This is a genomic window from Polaribacter sp. SA4-12 (assembly GCF_002163675.1).
In the GTDB taxonomy this organism is placed as follows: Bacteria; Bacteroidota; Bacteroidia; order Flavobacteriales; family Flavobacteriaceae; genus Polaribacter.
Window position 1 is genome coordinate 3851138 of the sequence record NZ_CP019334.1, and the last position, 19989, is coordinate 3871126.

The window sequence follows — 19989 nt, forward strand, 5'->3', positions numbered from 1 at the left end:
TTAAGGATAGAGCGATCTGTTTGAGCTCTTTTTTCTTTTTCAGAAAAAAAGCGAGTAGCGAAAGCCTGTTAAAACGCCCAAAAAATGAATCCTTTATAAATTATTAATCGTTTTTCTAATGGCAACTAAATTGGTTAATAAACCTTCTAAGTTGTCTAAATGTAACATATTTGCTCCATCAGATTTTGCGTTTGCAGGATCGAAATGAGTTTCTATAAATAAACCATCCACGTTATTTACAATTCCGGCTCTGGCAATTGTTTCTATCATATCTGGTCTTCCACCTGTAACACCCGCGACTTGATTTGGCTGTTGTAAAGAATGCGTAACATCTAAAACTGTAGGTGCAAATTTTCGCATTTCAGGAATTCCTCTAAAATCGACAATCATATCTTGATAGCCAAACATGGTTCCTCTATCTGTTATCCAAGCTTTATCAGAACCAGCATCTTTTACTTTTTGTACAGCGTGTTTCATTGCACCAGGACTCATAAATTGTCCTTTTTTAAGATTGACAACTTTACCCGTTCTTGCAGCAGCAACAACTAAATCTGTTTGACGAACTAAAAAAGCAGGAATCTGCAAAACATCTACATATTCAGCCGCTTTTATTGCATCAGAAACTTCGTGAATGTCTGTTACAGTTGGTACATTAAAAGTTTCAGAAACTTTACGTAAAATTTTCAATGCTTTTTCATCTCCAATTCCTGTAAAACTATCAATTCTACTTCTGTTTGCTTTTTTAAAACTTCCTTTAAAAATATAAGGAATTTCTAATTTGTCTGTAATTGTAATTACTTTTTCTGCAATTCTCATAGCCATTTCTTCACTTTCGATAGCACAAGGCCCTGCAAGTAGAAAAAAGTTATTTGAGTTTGTATGTTTTATATTGGGAATAAGAGATAAATCCATCTGTAAAAATTTTTGGACAAAAATACGAAATTAAATTAGCTATATTTAGCCTTTTAAAAAATGAAATACAATGAAAAAAATAATACTGTTACTTTTTATATTCTCTGGAATAATTTCTTGTAAACAAAGTTCTAAAGTAATTAAAAAAGAAAATAAAGAAGCAACAATTGATGCTTCAACTGTAAAGAAACACTTGTATACTTTAGCTTCAGATGAAATGGAAGGTAGAAAAACAGGAACATCTGGAATTGAAAAAGCTGCTAAATACATAGAAAACGAGTTTAAACGAATTGGCTTAAAAACCTACGATACATTAAAAGATTACAGACAGACTTTTACTTTTACCGACAGAAGATCTAAAAAAGAATTAACAACAAGTAATATTATTGGTGTTTTAGAAGGAAAAAGTAAGAAAGATGAATATGTGGTAGTTTCAGCACATTATGATCATTTAGGAATTAAGAAAAAGAAAGGTGAATTAGATAGTATTTACAATGGAGCAAATGATGATGCATCTGGTGTTACAGGTGTTTTGGCTTTGGCAGAATATTTTAAAACAAAAGGAAATAATGAAAGAACAATTCTTTTTGTAGCTTTTACAGGAGAAGAAATGGGGTTAATTGGTTCTACTTATTTTGGTAAAGGAATTGATGCTAGTAAATTTGTTGCGGGTATTAATTTAGAAATGATTGGTAAAGTGCCTAATTTTGGTCCAAATACTGCTTGGTTATCTGGTTTTGAACGTTCTGATTTTGGTAAGATTGTTCAGAAGAATTTAGAAGGTTCTGGGTATACTTTACATCCAGATCCGTATCCGAAATTCAATTTATTTTTTAGATCAGACAATGCTTCTTTAGCACGTTTGGGAGTGCCTTCTCATACATTTTCTACAACACCAATTGATGTTGATAAAGATTATCATAACGTTTCTGATGGAGTAGAAACGTTAGATGTAGCTGTTGTAACAGAAACTATAAAAGCGGTTGCGAAAGGAACGGAAAGTATTATTAGTGGAAAAGATACTCCAACAAGAGTGTTGTTAGAGGAAGATAAAAAATAATAAATATGAAGGCTTTAAAATTTTTGTTTTTGTTGATATTTGTCAGTTGTTCGTCTTCAAAAGTAGTAGTAGATTATGATGATAAAACTGATTTTTCTATATTTAAAACCTTTGATTTTTATGAAGACAATGGCGAAAGTTTAAATGATTTTGATATTAATAGAATTTCAGATGCAATTCTACAAAATTTAAAAACTGTTGGATTGCAACAAGACATAAAACCAGATTTCTTTATTTATTTTGATGCCAAAATTTCTGAAAAACAAAATAACAATACTATAGGAATTGGTATTGGAAGTGCTAGTCGAAATGGTGGGATTGGAGTTTCTGGAGGAATACCAATTGGTGGTGAAAAACTAATTGAAGATATTAGTATTCGGTTTATAGCAGCAACTTCTAATGAATTATTTTGGGAAGGTTCTTTAAGTTCTAGCATAAAAAAGAAAAGAACACCAGAAAAGCGTAAATTATATATAACAGAAGTTATTGCTGAAATTTTACAGAATTATCCACCAAAAAATAAATAGAATGGCGTATTCTGAATATTTAGTAGACAGAGTTTCTCAATTTTTTAGAGAAAAAAGTATCCATTTCGAATCTAAAAAAATGTTTGGTGGTTTGGTTTTTATGGTTGATGAAAAAATGTGTGTTGGTGTTATGAAAGACCAAATAATGGCAAGAATTCATCCAGATATTTATGAAGCATCTTTATTGGTTGAAGGTTGTAGAAGTATGGACTTCACCAAAAAACGAATGAAAGGTTTTGTGTATTTAAGTGATGACGCCATAGATTTTGATGACTATCTAAATTATTGGTTACAACTAGCTTTAGACTTTAATCCGTTAGCAAAAATGAGTAAAAAAAGAAAATCCTCTAAAAATTAATTTAGAGGATTTATTATTTTAATATTTTTTTTCTTAGAATTGGTAACGAACAGCTAAAGCAATGTCAGAATTTAATCCGTCTAAACCACCTGAAACTCCTATTTCTGGTCTATAGTCAATAGAAATTAAAATCGGAGCATCAAAATTATATTCAATTCCAACAACTCCAGCTCCATAAATTCCAGTTCCACCAGCAGAAACAATTCCTCCACCAACACCAGCATACCAATTAAACTGATTTTCTAAATTCCAAACCCATTGATATAAACCTGTTGCTTTAAAGTCCGTAAATTCATTTGCTAAACCTAAATCAATTTCTAGGCGATTACTATCTCCTAGTGATTTTTGATAAGAAACTTCTCCACCAACACCATTACCTCCACTAAATCGAAGACCAATTGCATTGTCAGAAATTTCTTGTCCATTCATTGTAAATGTAGCTGTAAAAACCAAGCTTAATACTAATAATACTTTTTTCATAATGTTATTCTTTTTTATAATAATTAGACGACAAAATTACACTCTTTTGAGCTATTAACAATTTGTAATTGCTTTTTTTATGTTAAAAAAAAATAGTACTATTTTTCTAGGATATTAATTCTTACACCTTCAGAATGACTGCTAAATTCTGGTGCATACATACTTTGTATCGTTGTTATTCCGTTGCTAAAATTACCAGCATTATTTACTCTTACATCATACTCAAAAACATAAACACCCTTTGGTAAACGATCAAAAAAGAAATTGGTTGCAGCATCTTTTGTGCTTTCATAATAGCCTAAATTGTCTTGCCATTTGTATTTTGACATTACATTTACAGGTTCAACTCCAGAAGCTCTCATATCTTTCATGTGAATGAATTCCATATTTCTGTCTGAGCGTAATTCTATTCTTACTGTAATTAAATCTCCAACTTTTAATTGTGTTTTATCTGTGATTTCTTTCAGTTCTTTTCCTAAATCTGAATTTACTTTTAAGAATAGTTTTTTATTCAATTTTAGCGGAGTTTCAGCTGAGGTGATTTTATCTAAATCTTCAAAATATTGCCAATACAAACCTCCCCAAGCAATTCCGTTTCCTTTTTTGGTAATGGTAACTTCTCCCATTTCCTTTTTTATTTCATCACCATTCCAAGAGGTTTTAAAATAACCAGTTCCTGCTTCAATTTTTACATCATCAATTTTTGATGGATTGATGTTTTTATCACCAACTTTAATGTCTACCATTTCTGTGATTGAAACAAAATCACTTCCATTTAACAATAATGCATACACAGCTTCTGTAGTTGCTTTGGTTGTTTTCCATTTATTCGTTTGCTTATTTTTAAGTAACCAAACTTTTAAATTGTCAATATCATTGAGATTTTTCGTTGCACTTTCAGGCTCAGTTGAAATGACACCAATTTCAGAGAAAACTTCAATCATTAAAGCTTGAGTTTCTATCGGTGCTTGATAATAGTAGTAACCAGCAGTATTTGTTTTCCAGTACATTCCTAATTCATCAGATGTGATACTATTCTCTTTTAATGATTTTAAAATTTTATTTGCAATTGATTTTTTATCACTTCTAAATAACGATAAAGCAATTTGTCCTTTTGCATATAAATTATAATCATTCCAATAATTTATGGTTTGATTTCTGTAATAATCAACTACTTTTTGCAAATTGTCATGTAAAGAAATATCGTTATAAAAACTACGCATATACAAGTACTGAATGGTGAAATATCCTAAATTATTTTTTGATAAATAATCTGAATATGCTTTATCGCCTTTCTTTTTTGTTTTGGCTTCTTGTTTTATTTTATCAGCTCTTTCAAGTAGTTTTTCATATTGTTCTAGCAATTCTCCATCTAAAAATTTCACAGATTTCTCAATCATTTTTTGAGTTGATTTATCAAAATTAGAAACACCTAATTTTTGCAAATGACCAAAACCTGTTGCAATATGTTGAGTGATAAAAGTACTTTCATATCTACCTCCTTTAAACCAAGGAAATCCACCAGAATTCATCTGAATATCTTTTAGTTTATTGATGGCTCTTTCTTGCTCATTTTTCATTTTATTCAAATCGAACAATAATGCAATTCGTTTCTTTTGCTCGGTTTCTGATTGAGCATCTCTTAACCAAGGAGTTTCCTGAATAATTAACGATTTCAATTCTTGATTCTTCTCTAAATTAGATAATAAAGCATCAGATGATTTCCATGCATTAAAAACTTCTTGAATTCTAGGATTTGAATTTGCGACAAAACTAGCCAATGTATTTGCATAATATCTAGAGAATGTTTGTTCTGCACATTCATAAGGATATTCCATTAAATATGGCAAAGATTGAATGGCATACCAAACTGGGTTGGATGTCATTTCTAACGTTAACTTATGGTTTTTTAAAGTTGATGAAGTTGTGTTTTTCAACTTATCTAACGTAAAAGTTTTAGTTTGATTAGAGCGAATCCACATTGGTAATGTTTCTGTAACCAACATTCTGTTTGATAAAACTGGCAAAACGTTTTGTTCTCCATCTGAAAAATCGCCTGCTTTTGCCACAATTTTATATTGAACAGCTTGTACTGTTTCTGGAATTGATAATTGCCAAGAAACGTTTGTGTTTCCGTCTTTATCAACTGAGAAGCCCACTCTGTCAGTTCCTGACATCTCTCTCAAAGGGAGAGAGCCACTCTTACATAATAACTCTTGTGTTATTTCTTTTCCAGAAATAGCATCCGTTAAAATTAGTTTTGCAGCTCCATTTAGACTATTATTTGTTAAGTTGGTGATTTTTGCACTCAAGGTAATTTTATCACCTTCACGTAAAAAACGAGGTGCATTTGGTACAACCATTAACTCTTTTTGAGTAACCGTTGTTAATGTTTTTGTTGCCGATTTTAATTCCTTTGTATGTGCTAATAATTGCAGTTTCCAACGAGTTAAAGCTTCTGGCATTGTAAAAGAAAAACTTACTTGTCCGTTTTTGTCTGTTCGTAATTGAGGAAAAAAGAAGGCAGTTTCTTTAAAGTTTTTACGTGCTTTTACTTTTGATAATTGGTTGTCTAATTTTTCTTGACCGGCTTTTGTACTGATAATAATAACACCATTTACACCTCTTGAGCCATATAAAGAAGTAGCAGCTGTATCTTTTAAAACAGACATTTCTGCAATGTCATTTTGATTGATGTTAAATGTATCCATAATAACGCCATCAACTATATATAATGGATTATTTTCTCCAGAAATACTTGAAGCTCCTCTTATTCTAATTTCTTTCCCAATTCCATCAGCATTCATAACTTCAATACCAGCAACTCTTCCTGTTAAAGCTTTTGCGCTAATTTTACTTATAGAGCCTGTTAAACTTTTCTTCTTTTGAGATCCATAACCAACTACAACAATTTCATCTAAATGTTCAGAACTTTCTTCTAAAGCAACATTAAGTATAGAAAAATCTTTTACTTTAATTTCTAAAGGAACAAATCCTAAATAACTAAAAACTAAAACATCTCCTTTTTTAGATTCAATAGTATATTGTCCGTCAAAATCTGTTGTTTTTCCTTTTGTAGTATTTTTAATAGCAACGTTTACTCCTGGTAAAGGTTCATTATATTCGTCTGTTACAACACCATTAATAGTACCATTAAACGCTCCTGATTTTTTGATTTTCACTTTTACCTTTCTAGCTTCAAGTTTCTTGTAAACATTCTTTAAATAATTATTATTCTGCCATCTATTGTTGTTTATACTAAACCCAAACCAATTATATTTATCATAAGAAATAGAAGAAAAACCATTATATCTTCTCTGAATATTTCTAATATTAAAATTAGAATTCCCAAAACTATGATTAGCATTGCTAATAGTATAAGAATTATAAGATGGTTTTGGTATTGTAGGATTAAAACTCCAATTATGAGATTTAAATTCATCTAAAGAAGCATCATACATAGAAGCTAAAACTTCTGCAGCAACCCCATGATTTTTATCATTTTTCAGTGTAAAACTCCAAGTTTCATCTTGTCCTGGTTGTAATTTATCTCTAAAAATATTAGTTTCAATCTCAATAGCTTCTTGTTTGTCAGGAACATTAATAATTAGACTTCCACTTTTAAAATAGTTATAATTTACAAAGTGATATTTAATTGCAAAACCACCAATATCTTCTTTTTTAATAGGGATTTTTATGGTTTTTGTTGAATTATTTATTTTTACTAAACAAGTTTCTATAATTTTATGATTCTTTTCAATTTGTATCGTTACAGTACTATTTTTTGAAGCTGAACCAATATTTAATTCTAGAACATCACCAACTTGATAAAAAGTTTTATCAGTATTAATTATAAATAATTTGTTGTCAGAAACCTGTTTTTCTTTTGATGAAAATAGTGAGAATCTTTTTTCATCTTTTACTTCTTGATTAAATTTATCTTTACTTTCTAATACTACAATGTATTTTCCTGAAATCCAGTTTTTAAGATTGTTAAGTTGAATTTCTTTTGATGTTTTTGTATCAAAATTTTTACTAAAAACCATTTCTCCTTTTTTCCAGTTTTTCTCATCATTTTCATCATTTGTAAAAGGATCATTTGGAAATAATGTTCTAAATGTATTTTCTGAAATATCTTGATAATCAGGAGCAGACCAAGGTCTTTTTCTTAACGGATTTTTAGGTGCTTTTAATTTATATATTTTAATAGTTCCTTTTGCAGCAATAAATTGGCCGTTTAAGTTTTTTGTATCAACTTTTAAACTTGTTTCATTTTGGTTTTTATCAATTTTGTCATCCAAAGAAATAGTTGCTAACAAAGAATGATATCCAACTTTTACAGTTGTTGTTGCACTTCTTGTTTCTCCATTTATATCAGTAACATCTGCTGTAATTTCGTACGTAAAAACGGGTAGATTTTCTTTAGAAACACTTTTGTCAGGAATTGCTTTAAATATGATTTCAAATTCTCCTTTACTATTTGTGATAGATTCACCTTGGGTAATTTCTTGAGAACTAGAATTCGAATTTGGTCTTCTCCAATAATACCAACTTGGGTATTGTACTTTTCTATGCACACGATACACAACTTTAGCATCTGTAATATTTGCGCCAGAAAAAGCTTTTGCAAAACCATTTATAGCAATTGAATCGTTTATTTTATAACTTTCTGTAACCGGTTTAAATTCAGTTTCAAATTTTGGTCTTTTGTATTCTTCAACAGAAAACCTTACTTCATTATTATAGTCAAAATCAAAGTATTCATTATCATAAAATTTACTGTCGTTTTCATAACTTTCATCAATTTCAATTGAAAACTCACCAGTTAATCCATTGTTAGGTAAAATAAATTCACCTGAAACAGATCCGAATTCATTCAGTTTTAATTCAATTATTTTTATTACCTGATTGTTTACATCATATAAAGTCGCTTCTACATATTCATTTTTAAAAACTTCAGATTTTTCACCTTGTTTTTTAATAACAATAGCTTTAAAATATACAGTTTGTCCTGGTCTATAAATACTTCTATCTGTAAAAATAAAAGGTTTTATTATAATTTCTTCATCTTCATTATTCTTGTAGTTATTTCTATCATTTTCATATAAATAATGATTTCCAAAAGTGGCAATGTCATCTTTCGTTTTTACGGATATTTCTACATTGTCATAATAATTAGTGCTTTTAAAAGATGCAAATCCGTTTTTGTTTGTCTTTAACCTTTTATTGATGTAATTATCTTCGTTGTTACTCTTGTTTTTTAAATGAATTTGAGCATTTTTAATAGGTTTTCCATTATTTCTGTCTACTATTTGATAGTTGTATTTGTTATCAAAATTATTCTCAATCAATGTTAAATTAGTTACTTGCATTGAAGCTGTTCCAAATACTTCGTCTTTGTTTAAATTTTGAGTTTCAGACGTAACAATTAAAAAAAATCCATTGTCAAATTTAGGAATGATTATTTCTGTACTATGTTGTAAATAATCGTTTTCATTTTTTAGTTTAGAATTCCAATTATTCACCTTTTTAAGTGAATTTATTAGTTTGATTTTTTCTTCTGATTTATACAACCTATTGAATTTATACAATTGATCATTTGTAATTTTATAGGCAGTGAAATACAGTTTGTCAATATTTTTATAATTGACTAACATTCTTGTATTTGTGTTAATTGGTATGTTTTTTTCTACAGTTATAGAAAGCGATTTTGCTAAAATTTGATTTTTAAGAATCGTGCAGTTTTTTGTTGCTAAACTTTTTGGGAATTGTTTAATTATTTTATTGCAAATAGAAATTGCAAGTTTGTTTTCTGATTTACTTCTATGAATTTTGGCAATCTCAAAAGCATACAATCCACTAATATCTTTTTTATTAAAACGATCTTTGGATACCTCTAAAGTTGATAGAAAAACATCTTGTTTATCATTAAAAGTTGCTTGTTGTTTTACAAAATTTAATCTGTGGATATCAATATCTGCCAAAGCATTCAAACTATTTTCTTTTGAATGAAATTGTACTAATTTTTGATAGATTTTTAATGCATTAAACTGTAATGACAAACTGTCTTTTGAAACAATTTGTAATTTTGAAAATGATTTAAAATCACTTAAATAAGCAACATTATCTAACGTAAACTTATAAGAAGGTCTTGTTATAGAAGTTTCAGAGGAATTATAAAATTCTAAAGCATTATTGGCTAAAAAATCGTACAAAGTTGGTCTGTATTTTTTAGAATCTTTTTTGATTGATAAAATATCAGCAAAATCGTGAATATTTATTTTCTGAAGTTGCTCAGCATTTTCTAAAGAAGCATTAAAATGTGTATGGGTTTCTTCAAAAAGTGTATTTAAATCCCAAGTTCTAAAATCTAGAGCATCAACCTTATTATTTGTTTGTGTTCGGTTGTAAAATTTAGACCTGTTTTGAGTATAATATTGCCAATATAAATTAGCTAAAACATTTTCTAAAACATTTTTTGTAGGAAGTTCACTTTCAGAGATATGCTTTTTAAAAGAATTAATTACTTTTAGTTGTGCGTCTTCTTCTAATGTTAACGAGAACTTACTTTTATAAAAAAGCGATTTTATTAATTGTGAAGAATTGTTTTCTTTTTCTGCTTTGGTGTATATTTTATCAACACTATTTAAAGCGGATTTTGGTAAGTTATCAACTTCAAATTTTTCTACTTCTAACCAAAGGTTGTCATAGTTTTTTTGTGCATTTAAAAAGGATGAAAATAATAATATCAATAATAGTGTTGTTGTCGCTTTTTTCATAATCAATAGATTTTATGCTAACAAAGCACGTATAAATCATTCTGTAAAACAATCTAAAATTAGTTAACGAGTCGTTTCACTGCGTAAAACCATTTTTTAATTGAGTTTCGTTCTAAAGATAATTAATAATGTTTTTATAGTATACAACAAACGAGCCATTTGGCTCGTTTGTTTTTTGTTATTCTATTTTTTTGATTATAAATTCACATCTTCTATTGACTTCATGTTGTTCTTCTGTGCAAGAATCTTCTGTCTTACATTTTATAAGAGGTTGGGTTTCTCCATAACCAATAGCTGAAATTCTATTCTTTTGAATACCTTTTTCAATAAAATATTTTCGAACTGAATTTGCTCTTTTTTGTGAGAGTTCTAAATTATATTGATTGTGTCCTCGAATATCTGAGTGAGTTCCTATTTCAATAACCATTTTTTGGTGCTTTTTCATTAAAGTAATTACTTTATCTACTGCACTTTTTGCGTCTTTACGCAAATACCAAAGTTTGTAATCAAAATTAATATCTTCAGTTTTAACAACGATTCTATCTTTATTTTTTTCAATACTTTTTTCTTCTGCAATAATTCCTTCAATTTTTTTCTTCTTGTCTATCTCAATTTTTTTAGTTGCAATTATTTTTAACTTTAAATCGTGGTCCTTTTTTAATTGAATAGCAATATCTTTTTCTATATCTATTTGTTTTAACGATTTTAAAGCTATAAAAACCTTGTTGTTTTTGTTTCTGATATTATCTATCAATATAAATTTTTGTTCTTGTAAATAACCAATTTTAGAAGCTACAAGTGTATAAGATAATTTACATTCTGTATTAAAATTGAATTTACCAACAGAATCTGTTTGAGCTTCATTTAATGTTGTATATCCTTTTTTAATTAAAATATTGGTGTTTCCTATTACTTCTTTTGTGTCTATATCAGTTATAGAAACTGTAATAGATTGTTCACAATCCTCTATAATTAGTGGTTTTCTTTCAGAAATGCTATAAATGTCATCACTACCTTTACCAGAAGGTCTGTTTGATGAAAAGTATCCTTCTTTATTATCAGTATCTATATTAAAAGCAAAATCATCATAACTTGAGTTTACAGGTAAACCAATGTTATCTGGTTTAGAAAATTTATTGTTAACAGATTTACTGATAAATACATCTAATGAACCAAATCCTGGATGCCCATTTGAAGAGAAATAAAGCTCATTGTTTTTAGAGATAAAAGGAAACTGTTCTCGTTTACTTGTGTTTATTTCTTTTCCAAGATTTTTAGATTTACCAAAACTTCCATCAGTAAGAATCGGAATTGAATAGATATCAAAAGATCCAAAACCACCTGGCATATCAGAAGCAAAATACAACGTTTTTTCATCGTTACTTAAAGCAGGATGTTCTGTAGAATATTCAACATTATTAAAAGATAAAGGTTGAATATTTTTCCATTCATTTTCAATTAATTCCGCTTTAAAAATCTGAACATGAGTTATGTGTTTATTGTCTTTATGCCTTTTGTTTTTGGTATAGTTATTTCTAGTGAAATATACTGTTTTTCCATCTTTAGTAAAGATAGCGTTAGCCTCATGAACTTTTGTGTTGATGTTAGCCGAAATACTTTTAGAAACATTATTGTCTAAATGAATTTTATCAATAGAAACTTCATATAAATCTAAATATTGACTGCGATTCCATCTGTAAGATTTTTCTAAAAAATTACTTTCTTTTTTTGTCGCAGAAAATATGATTTTGTCATCTTTCTTGATTGCTCCAAATTCTGAATTTTTAGAATTTATAGTTAAGTTTTTTATTAGATAACGGTCACCAATAACTTTAATGTTTTCTAAATAGGTTATAGATTGATTTAACTTTTCTAAACCTTTTTTATCATTCTTTTTGATGTAAAAACTTTTTAAGATTTCATTTGCTTTTTTAGTTTGATTAGTCGCTTTTAAAGTATGTGAATATTTAAAATAATATTCATCCTCAATTTGACCTTTATAATTGTTGATTAAATACCTATAATAACGATTCGCCTTAGGCATGTTGTATAAATAATAATAACTGTCTGCTAGTTTTTGCACAACATCCATTGAAGTTTTATCTTCCAAAATATTTTCATAAAGAGGAATTGCTTCAGCATAAAAAGCTCGATCAAAATATTTATTTGCTTTAATGATATCAAATGATTGCGCGTTACATATTACTGCAACGAACAAAAAGAATATTGTAATTACTGTTTTTTTCATAATGCTATATTTTAAAAGAATCTTGGAGATTTGTCATACCCTTTTTTGAATTCAATTAAATAGAGATCAAAGAGTAGCATTATTTCGTGTGTTCCAGAATTAAAGTTACCTAGATTAGAGGTTGTATAATCATAAGCATAACCAATTCGTAAATTATTTGTAGCTCTAACATTAAACATTCCGCTGAAAGAATCGTTCAATCTATAAGAAACTCCTCCTTCAAACTTATTATTAAATAATACGTTTATTGAAGTGTCTAATGTAATCGGAGAACCTTTTACAGCTTTTGCCATAATGGAAGGTTTAATTTTAAATTGGTTGTTAAGTTTGTAAACATAACCAGCTGTTAAAAAGAAATGAATTTCTTCTGCACCAAGTCTATTCTGTCCTTTTCTTTGTTCTATTTGTTTCGATTTTAAAAAGTTTGGAGCAGATAAACCGATATAATAATCATCTGTAAAATAGAAAGCACCAAAACCAAAGTTAGGCAACATTCTATTTTGGTTATTAAAAGCTTCATCGTTTGTAAGAAGACCATCCGGAAGTTTAAAGCCACTAAAATTTGTTTGAAAATTAGTGAAACCAGCTTTTAAACCTAAGGATAATTTTTGATTTTTTCCTACTTGCAAAACGTAAGCAAAATCTGCATAAACATTATTTTCTCTTAAAATACCATCGCCAATATTATCTGTAATAAAAGATAAACCAACTTGAATTTTTTCACTTAATGGAGCATGCGCAAAAAATGTATATGTTTTTGGAGCTCCAACTGTAGAAATCCATTGAGAACGATTCATTGCACCTAAATTAATTACATCTAAATCATTAGTAGCATAAGCAGGATTGATTATGCTTTGATTGTACATGTATTGCGTGTATTGTGGATCTTGCTGTGAAAAGGCAAAAAAATGAAATGCGAAAATTATAAGGGGGATTAGTTTTTTCATCTATTTTTTATTGTATTATTTACTTAAGTATAAGCGACCTTGTATCGGTTTTAAATTGTCTTTATTGTAGTTTAAAATGTAGAAGAAAACTCCACTTGTAGCAACGTTACCAGATTTATTATTTTTACCATCCCAAGAAGGAGCACTTTTATTTCCTGTAAAAATTGATAGTCCATATCGATTAAAAATTTCAAGACTATAATCTGGGTAAAAGAGTTCTATGTTTGGTATGTAATAAAGATCGTTTACAGAATCACCATTTGGAGAAAAACCATCAGGAATATAAAATCCATATTTCTCTGGATTACATTTAGAAAGATCTACAGATATCAGCAAACGTTCACCTTCACAATTTGAAGAGGAGTTAATGCTTGCTACATAATAATTTACATTTTCTTGAAGCTTATCAGAATTATTAATCTCGAAGCCACCTTGTAACGAATCATACCAAATTAGATTAGAATTATTGTCAGTAACAATGTCTTTTTCTAAATCAAAAAGGGATAAATTATCTAAAGAACATAGTAATTTAGAACCTGTGTATTCTGGTTTAGGAGATGATAAGATAGTAATCGTAAATGGTAATCGAGTGGTAAACTCACAACCATCAATACTTTCTACAGCAAAATATATTTTTCCATCTTCTAGACTGGTTGTCTCATTTAATAAATTCCCATTTGTTAAAGAATCATACCAAATTACACTTCCTTTATTTGCAATGGCGTCTAAGTTTGCAATAGTCGCTTTGTCAATAGTACAAAAAGTAGGATTTATATTATTAGAAGTTATTATTGAAGGTTTATTAATTTTTATGACTACAGATGATCGCTCTAAACTTATGCAAGTGTTTTTAGAATCTGATGAAGTTACAAAATAGTCTTCACCATCAATCAAAAATGTTGCTGTATCTAAAGGAATTGTAGATGTATTGTTTTCGTACCAAGTAAGGTTTTCTCCTGAGTTAACAATGATATCAGATATTTTAGGTTCATTTGTAGAAGGATCAGAATTGAAACAAAAAGTCTGATTAGCATCTAGAGTCGGAGCTACTGGGTTTCCATTTATAGAGAAAAATGCTGTTTTTTCAAACTCAAATTGTGCTCTACAACGACTTGTATCATCTTGTACACTTTTTAATGTTACTTTATAATTACCAGTTTCTAGTTTAGAAATATCAACATTATAATTTGCTATTCCTCCTGTTAGTATAGTTGTGTTATTTGTTATAGCAGTTGAGTTACTTTCTTCAGAAACTATATATTCAATTGTATATTTTCCTGTAGTGATTATAGGTGCATCAATTACAGCTTTTATTTCTGTTGTATTACATACATTATCAATTACAATATCTAATTGAATATCTTCTGGTATTAAAGCTGCAGAAAAATTAAAATCAATACATATAAATCCACTATTAGTTGGACTATCTATTTTTAAATTGTAATCAATAGCATTTTCAGGAAAAGAAGATATATCAACAGGTAATAATCCAGTTCCGTTTGTAAAAGTTATTTCTTGATTTTTAATTGGCTTAGAACTCCCATTAATTAAATCTTCTATAATGTAATTAATAGAGTATGTATTGTTTGATTGTTCTCCGTTATTATCAACTAAATTACTAATAGTAATAATAGCGTTTATCCCATCAAAACATAATTTTGGTATAGAAATTTCTGTATCATAGATAATAAACTGATTCTCTAATATTTCTAAAGAATTACAAATAACACCATTTACATTTGATATTTTTGTTGCTTTAACAGTATATTTTCCAGCTTTATTAATTGTATTAGCGGGTAATTCTATAGCAGTTTTAATATATAATGGATTGTTAGGATCATTTGTTATGTTATTAATTGTACCTGTGTAAACTAAATCATTAGTATTTGAGTTTATAATTTCATAATCAAGATTGTATGTAATTTCATCTTTATTTGTATTTGTATAAAGAATTTCTATTAATAAAGGATCTTTTAAACATTGATTATTTACTTGAAATTGTCCTTTAATTTCAGGAATAGAAATAGTTACGGTTGAAGTTTTTTCTTTACAAACACCATGAGTCTGATAAACTGTATAATCGTATTTGTAAATACCAGAACCAAAATTGTTATATATTTCTTGAATATTAATTGTTGAATCAAATGAATCTGAAAGTTGATTCGTTCCATCTATGTCAAACCATATACCATCAGTATCTTCTTCAGAAAGTTGATCAAATAAATCGATATTAGTATATAAAGAAAAGTCTTCAGTTTTGCAGATAGTAAGATCTTCTGCAGTTCCAGACTCAGGAGCTCTGTGAACTTCAAGTAAGATTGTTGCAAACTTTGAAGAACAAGTAACTACATCATCAACGGTATATGTAAAAGAGTAAGTTCCTGCTTCTGCTTTTTGAGCATTAAAAAACTGACCATCTAGAAAGCCTTTTGGGGTATTAGTAGCTTCTTCCCATTCTCCATTAATATCCGCATTTAAATCGGTTAAATTATTATCTAAAAAAGTATATAAATCTACTTTTGTGTTATTGCTGCATGCATTAGCACCTCCATTTATGTTGTCTTCTCCTGGGTAACCACCTAAATTTATAGTTACTGTAGCGCTCTCGTTGCAGTTTAGATTTGTGTAAGTAAATGAATGAGTACCAAATCGGTTAATTTTCCAAAGATTTACAATACCAGAAGTAGTGTCTAATGCTTTTTTGTTTAGTGGATTGTTACTTTTCCAGACACCTCCAGTTTGAGGGCTTCCATTTAATTTATTAAATAAGTTGAGTGTTTGATAGTTTGCATTTGCTTCTTTATCACAAATTGTAAAAGAATTATTACTGCCAGCACATTGACTGTAAGTGTTATTTACTAGAAAAAAAGAAGAAAAACAACATATAAAATATATTATTTTTTTTAGGGGGATATGTCTCATAAGAACTTAATAGGAGGGTTAAAAGAAAATCTAATAACCTTTTAATTACAAGAACTAATTTAAGCTATTTTTTTCAATTAGAAAAAATAATAGGGCAAATAATGGAAAACAAAGATTAGTAAAACTTACTTTATTATCTTTGTAAAAAAATAATAATTCGAACATTTATGAATATACATTTTATTGCTATTGGAGGGAGTGCAATGCATAATTTAGCCATTGCTTTGCATCAAAAAGGATATAAAGTTTCTGGTAGTGATGATACTATTCATAACCCATCTAAATCTCGTTTAGAGAAGTATGGTTTATTACCAAATGAATTTGGATGGTTTCCAGAGAAAATATCATCAGAATTAGATGTAATTATTCTTGGGATGCATGCTAAAAACGACAATTCTGAATTATTAAAAGCACAAGAATTAGGATTGAAGATATATTCTTACCCTGAGTTTTTATATGAACAATCTAAAGATAAAACTCGTGTTGTAATTGGTGGTTCTCATGGTAAAACGACAATTACTTCTATGATTTTACATGTTTTAAATTATCATGAAAAAGAGGTAGATTACATGGTTGGGGCACAATTAGAAGGTTTTGAAACGATGGTGCATTTAACAGAAGAAAACGATTTTATTGTTTTAGAAGGTGATGAATATTTGAGTTCGCCAATAGATATGCGCCCAAAATTTCATTTATACAAACCAAATATTGCTTTATTAAGTGGAATTGCTTGGGATCATATTAATGTATTTCCAACATTTGAAAATTATATAGAGCAGTTTAAAATCTTTACAGATTCTATGACAAATGGAGGAATCATGGTGTATAATGAAGAGGATGAAATAGTAAAGGAAGTTGTAGAATCATCAGAAAATCATATTAAAAAATATCCATATTCAACTCCAGAACATTTTATTAAAAACGGAACTACTTTTTTAGTAACAGCTGAAGGAGATTTACCGTTAGAGATTTTCGGAAAACATAATCTTCAGAATTTAGCAGGAGCAAAATGGATTTGTCAACATATGGGAATTGATGAAGATGATTTTTATGAAGCGATTGCCAATTTTAGTGGAGCAAGCAAACGTTTAGAAAAGATTGCAGAAAGTAATGCTACGGTAATCTTTAAGGATTTTGCACATTCACCAAGTAAAGTTGAAGCAACAACAAAAGCTGTAAAGGAACAATATTCAGAAAGAACTGTATTGGCTTGTCTAGAACTGCATACCTATTCTAGTTTAAATGCAGCGTTTTTAGCAGAATACAAAGGAGCTTTGGATGCAGCTGATAAAGCAGTTGTTTTTTATTCTCCACACGCAGTAAAGATTAAACAATTAGAGGAAGTTACAGAGCAACAAATTGCAAATTCTTTTGAAAGAGATGATTTAATTATTTATACAAATCCACAAGAATTTAAAGACTTTTTATTTAGCCAAAATTTAGAAAAAACAGCAGTTGTTTTAATGAGTTCTGGTAATTATGGAGGTTTAGATTTTGAGGAAGTTAAGCGTTTGGTTTAGGTTTTTTAAGTCCAAGATTTTTTAAATAGAAACTAACGTTTTTTAATCGTCTAAAAGTATATGAACTGTACTCTTTATCTGTAAAAGAGTATTGTAGAATTTTTAATTTATCTTTAATTCTGATATAAGAGTTAATAAGTGCAATTTTTTTGAGTTCTTTTTTTGAGTTTCCTATAATTTTTAGATAAGATTCTAAATATTTTTTTGATTCCTTATTAATAGTATATTCTATACTTTTAGGAGCGTTTAAAAGTTCTGTAGCGCAACTTTTATAATTATTAAGATATTTTTTTATAATCTTGTTTTTTAGATTTCTTTTTTTTGAAGTTGTGTTAACTGACAACAAAAAACTATCATAAACATTTCTTAGAGTAATAGTTTTAGAAAAATATAGATTATCATTAATTTGTTTTTGTAAAATGGTTATTAAGAGTTGGTTCTCAAATGAAGCAACAGTGCAATTACTTGAAGAAAACGAATTATCTTTTAAAGTTTTGTAATCTAAATAACTCGTATAGGGTTTCTTTAAAACTTTATTATGGACTTCTACCGCTGCAATTCTATTCTCTTTAACCATTTTAGGATAATGCCAATGAAAGTCCATGTAAACTTCATTCTTGGCTTTATATTTTTCTTTTTTTAAAATTGCTACAGTGTTTCTAAAGTCTTCATTAGAAACAATAAAATCAATATCTCCAACCATTCTTTCAGCTATATCTTCATATAAACCTTCTATTAGATTTCCTGTTCCTTTTAAAAAAATTGGAGTAATGTTATTCTTTAAAAGAAGTTCGTTAATTTCTTTTGCTTGATCTATAATTTGTTGATTTCTTTCTCTGTTTAAATCAGTAATATGAATCATATAATTAACCAATTCTTCAGGTAAGAAATGAAGAAAATTGGCTCTTTTTAAATTGCAATATAAAGCAGGAAAAACAAAATGAGCTGTACTTACTTTTACAACATTATCCCAATCTATTTCAGAAGTTTTTAGTTGAATTTCAATTTCTTTTCTATTTTTCTCTTCTAATGAAATAGTTAAACATTTAGCAATAAAAAATAATGTTTCTTTATAATTCATTCTCGAATATTTTAGAAACAGTTTTTATCATTTCTTCATTTTTAGAATATGTTAATTGATAGCAATTTAGTGAATCGAACCAATCTAAGAATATTTGAGCGTTTTCTTTTTTTGGAGATAACCAAGAATCTGGAATTAATTGCTGAAAAGCATCAATTTTTGAAATTTTTTCACAAATTAAATCTGAATCTTTTTTATACTTAATAAAAACTAAATCATTACAGGGTAAATGACTAAAGTAATTGTTGTTATTTGGCTTTAAATAGCGAACAATTTTATTTAATCTTGTAAAGTTGTATTCAGCGGTAGTTTCTAATTCAGGATAAATAGGAAGTAAGGTGTCTAAGCTACTTTTTTTGATTGATATTGATGCAGGAAAACTGTAAACTTCTCTTTTTTCAATATCCATAGGTACAAAATCATCAGCTAAACAAGTAAAACCATTTGCTTGTAACAATGCTAGTGACGTACTTTTTCCATTCCCTGAATCACCTAAGAAAAGGATAGATTTTTTTCCATTACTTACAGCAGAAGCATGAAAAACACCCATCCATTCATCTTCTTCTTTTTGATGAATTTTCTGAATTAATTCCATTGAAAACTTACCTTGAAAATAATGAATGTTTTTATTACTCCAAGCTCCAATTAGTTTTTTATCAACTAAAAGAAAGATATAGTTGTTATTTATAAATACATCAAATTCATAATCAAAATCTACCAAATCGTCATTTACTAAATGTGCGAATTTTGGATGAACAAGAGAAAGCTCTTTTTCACTTAAATAGGAAATCTTAAAAACAACATTATTAACCTTGTAGTATTTTATAAATTCAAATGACTTTGGAGCTTTTATATCTCTATAATCATTAATTATTTCTGATTCTATGTTGTTTTTAGGCTCGTAAATTCTTTTCTCTAAGTCTAAAACAAAATCGATAGTTTTACCTAATGGGACGTCTAATTTTTTAGACAAAGATTTTGCAATTTCATCAATTGATATTCCTTTGCTTAATCTTTTTAAAATGTCTGCAGTTGTATTCTCTAAAATTAAATATTCGTTACTGTTTTCAAACCAAACAATAGTTTTGTCTTCAGCTGTTTTATATAGGAAATTTGATTGTTTTTTCATAAAGAATAAAAGTAGTTATTTTATTA

At 28.2% G+C, this 19989-nt stretch carries 12 protein-coding genes; 4 read left to right on the forward strand and 8 right to left on the reverse strand.

What is annotated here, in order from left to right; genetic code table 11:
* Positions 1-93: 93 nt before the first annotated feature.
* Complete coding sequence (kdsA, locus tag BTO07_RS16575; RefSeq protein WP_087522381.1) at positions 94-912, reverse strand: 3-deoxy-8-phosphooctulonate synthase; 819 nt, start codon at positions 910-912, stop codon at positions 94-96.
* Positions 913-982: 70 nt separating this feature from the next.
* Between kdsA and BTO07_RS16580 the strand changes: the two genes are divergently transcribed.
* Genes BTO07_RS16580 through BTO07_RS16590 form a run of 3 tightly spaced genes read left to right on the forward strand, consistent with a single transcriptional unit; the run spans position 983 to position 2857 of the window.
* A complete protein-coding gene (locus BTO07_RS16580; RefSeq protein WP_087522383.1) occupies positions 983-1972 on the forward strand; it encodes a M28 family peptidase in 990 nt (329 codons plus the stop codon).
* A gap of 5 nt (positions 1973-1977) precedes the next feature.
* On the forward strand, positions 1978-2499 hold the full coding sequence (locus BTO07_RS16585; RefSeq protein ID WP_087522385.1) for a DUF4136 domain-containing protein: 522 nt from the start codon (positions 1978-1980) through the stop codon (positions 2497-2499).
* Between the two features lies 1 nt (position 2500).
* Complete coding sequence (locus BTO07_RS16590; RefSeq protein ID WP_087522388.1) at positions 2501-2857, forward strand: TfoX/Sxy family protein; 357 nt, start codon at positions 2501-2503, stop codon at positions 2855-2857.
* A gap of 33 nt (positions 2858-2890) precedes the next feature.
* On the opposite strand, the gene BTO07_RS16595 is transcribed toward BTO07_RS16590, so the two are convergent.
* The 5 genes from BTO07_RS16595 to BTO07_RS16615 all read right to left on the reverse strand — a co-directional run bounded on the left by BTO07_RS16595 (position 2891) and on the right by BTO07_RS16615 (position 16233).
* Positions 2891-3337 carry a hypothetical protein gene (locus tag BTO07_RS16595; protein ID WP_087522390.1) on the reverse strand — a complete coding sequence of 149 codons (447 nt, stop codon included), beginning with the start codon at positions 3335-3337 and terminating at the stop codon, positions 2891-2893.
* Between the two features lie 98 nt (positions 3338-3435).
* Positions 3436-10116: an alpha-2-macroglobulin family protein gene (locus BTO07_RS16600; RefSeq protein ID WP_087522392.1), complete on the reverse strand. Its 6681-nt coding sequence runs from the start codon at positions 10114-10116 to the stop codon at positions 3436-3438.
* A gap of 178 nt (positions 10117-10294) precedes the next feature.
* Complete coding sequence (locus BTO07_RS16605; protein WP_087522395.1) at positions 10295-12364, reverse strand: OmpA family protein; 2070 nt, start codon at positions 12362-12364, stop codon at positions 10295-10297.
* Positions 12365-12375: 11 nt separating this feature from the next.
* Complete coding sequence (locus BTO07_RS16610) at positions 12376-13311, reverse strand: PorP/SprF family type IX secretion system membrane protein (protein WP_087522397.1); 936 nt, start codon at positions 13309-13311, stop codon at positions 12376-12378.
* Between the two features lie 15 nt (positions 13312-13326).
* Positions 13327-16233, reverse strand: a complete 2907-nt coding sequence (locus BTO07_RS16615) for a gliding motility-associated C-terminal domain-containing protein (RefSeq protein WP_087522399.1) — start codon at positions 16231-16233, stop codon at positions 13327-13329.
* Positions 16234-16400: 167 nt separating this feature from the next.
* Between BTO07_RS16615 and BTO07_RS16620 the strand changes: the two genes are divergently transcribed.
* Positions 16401-17753, forward strand: coding sequence for a UDP-N-acetylmuramate--L-alanine ligase (locus BTO07_RS16620; RefSeq protein WP_087522401.1), 1353 nt, complete (start codon positions 16401-16403; stop codon positions 17751-17753).
* Here the strand turns inward: BTO07_RS16620 and BTO07_RS16625 are convergent.
* Together BTO07_RS16625 and BTO07_RS16630 are read right to left on the reverse strand one after the other, a co-directional pair.
* Positions 17737-18834: a nucleotidyltransferase family protein gene (locus tag BTO07_RS16625; RefSeq protein ID WP_087522403.1), complete on the reverse strand. Its 1098-nt coding sequence runs from the start codon at positions 18832-18834 to the stop codon at positions 17737-17739. The two genes, BTO07_RS16620 and BTO07_RS16625, sit on opposite strands and share 17 nt — an antisense overlap.
* Positions 18824-19963, reverse strand: coding sequence for a hypothetical protein (locus BTO07_RS16630; protein WP_087522406.1), 1140 nt, complete (start codon positions 19961-19963; stop codon positions 18824-18826). The genes BTO07_RS16625 and BTO07_RS16630 overlap by 11 nt, the downstream gene beginning before the upstream one ends.
* Between the last annotated feature and the right edge of the window lie 26 nt (positions 19964-19989).

Coding starts and splice junctions, on each gene's coding strand:
- BTO07_RS16620 (WP_087522401.1), top strand. CDS start 16,401: ATGAATATACATTTTATTGCTATTGGAGGGAGTGCAATGCATAATTTA.
- BTO07_RS16585 (WP_087522385.1), top strand. CDS start 1,978: ATGAAGGCTTTAAAATTTTTGTTTTTGTTGATATTTGTCAGTTGTTCG.
- BTO07_RS16595 (WP_087522390.1), bottom strand. CDS start 3,337: ATGAAAAAAGTATTATTAGTATTAAGCTTGGTTTTTACAGCTACATTT.
- BTO07_RS16605 (WP_087522395.1), bottom strand. CDS start 12,364: ATGAAAAAAACAGTAATTACAATATTCTTTTTGTTCGTTGCAGTAATA.
- BTO07_RS16580 (WP_087522383.1), top strand. CDS start 983: ATGAAAAAAATAATACTGTTACTTTTTATATTCTCTGGAATAATTTCT.
- BTO07_RS16615 (WP_087522399.1), bottom strand. CDS start 16,233: ATGAGACATATCCCCCTAAAAAAAATAATATATTTTATATGTTGTTTT.
- BTO07_RS16625 (WP_087522403.1), bottom strand. CDS start 18,834: ATGAATTATAAAGAAACATTATTTTTTATTGCTAAATGTTTAACTATT.
- BTO07_RS16630 (WP_087522406.1), bottom strand. CDS start 19,963: ATGAAAAAACAATCAAATTTCCTATATAAAACAGCTGAAGACAAAACT.
- kdsA (WP_087522381.1), bottom strand. CDS start 912: ATGGATTTATCTCTTATTCCCAATATAAAACATACAAACTCAAATAAC.
- BTO07_RS16610 (WP_087522397.1), bottom strand. CDS start 13,311: ATGAAAAAACTAATCCCCCTTATAATTTTCGCATTTCATTTTTTTGCC.
- BTO07_RS16600 (WP_087522392.1), bottom strand. CDS start 10,116: ATGAAAAAAGCGACAACAACACTATTATTGATATTATTATTTTCATCC.
- BTO07_RS16590 (WP_087522388.1), top strand. CDS start 2,501: ATGGCGTATTCTGAATATTTAGTAGACAGAGTTTCTCAATTTTTTAGA.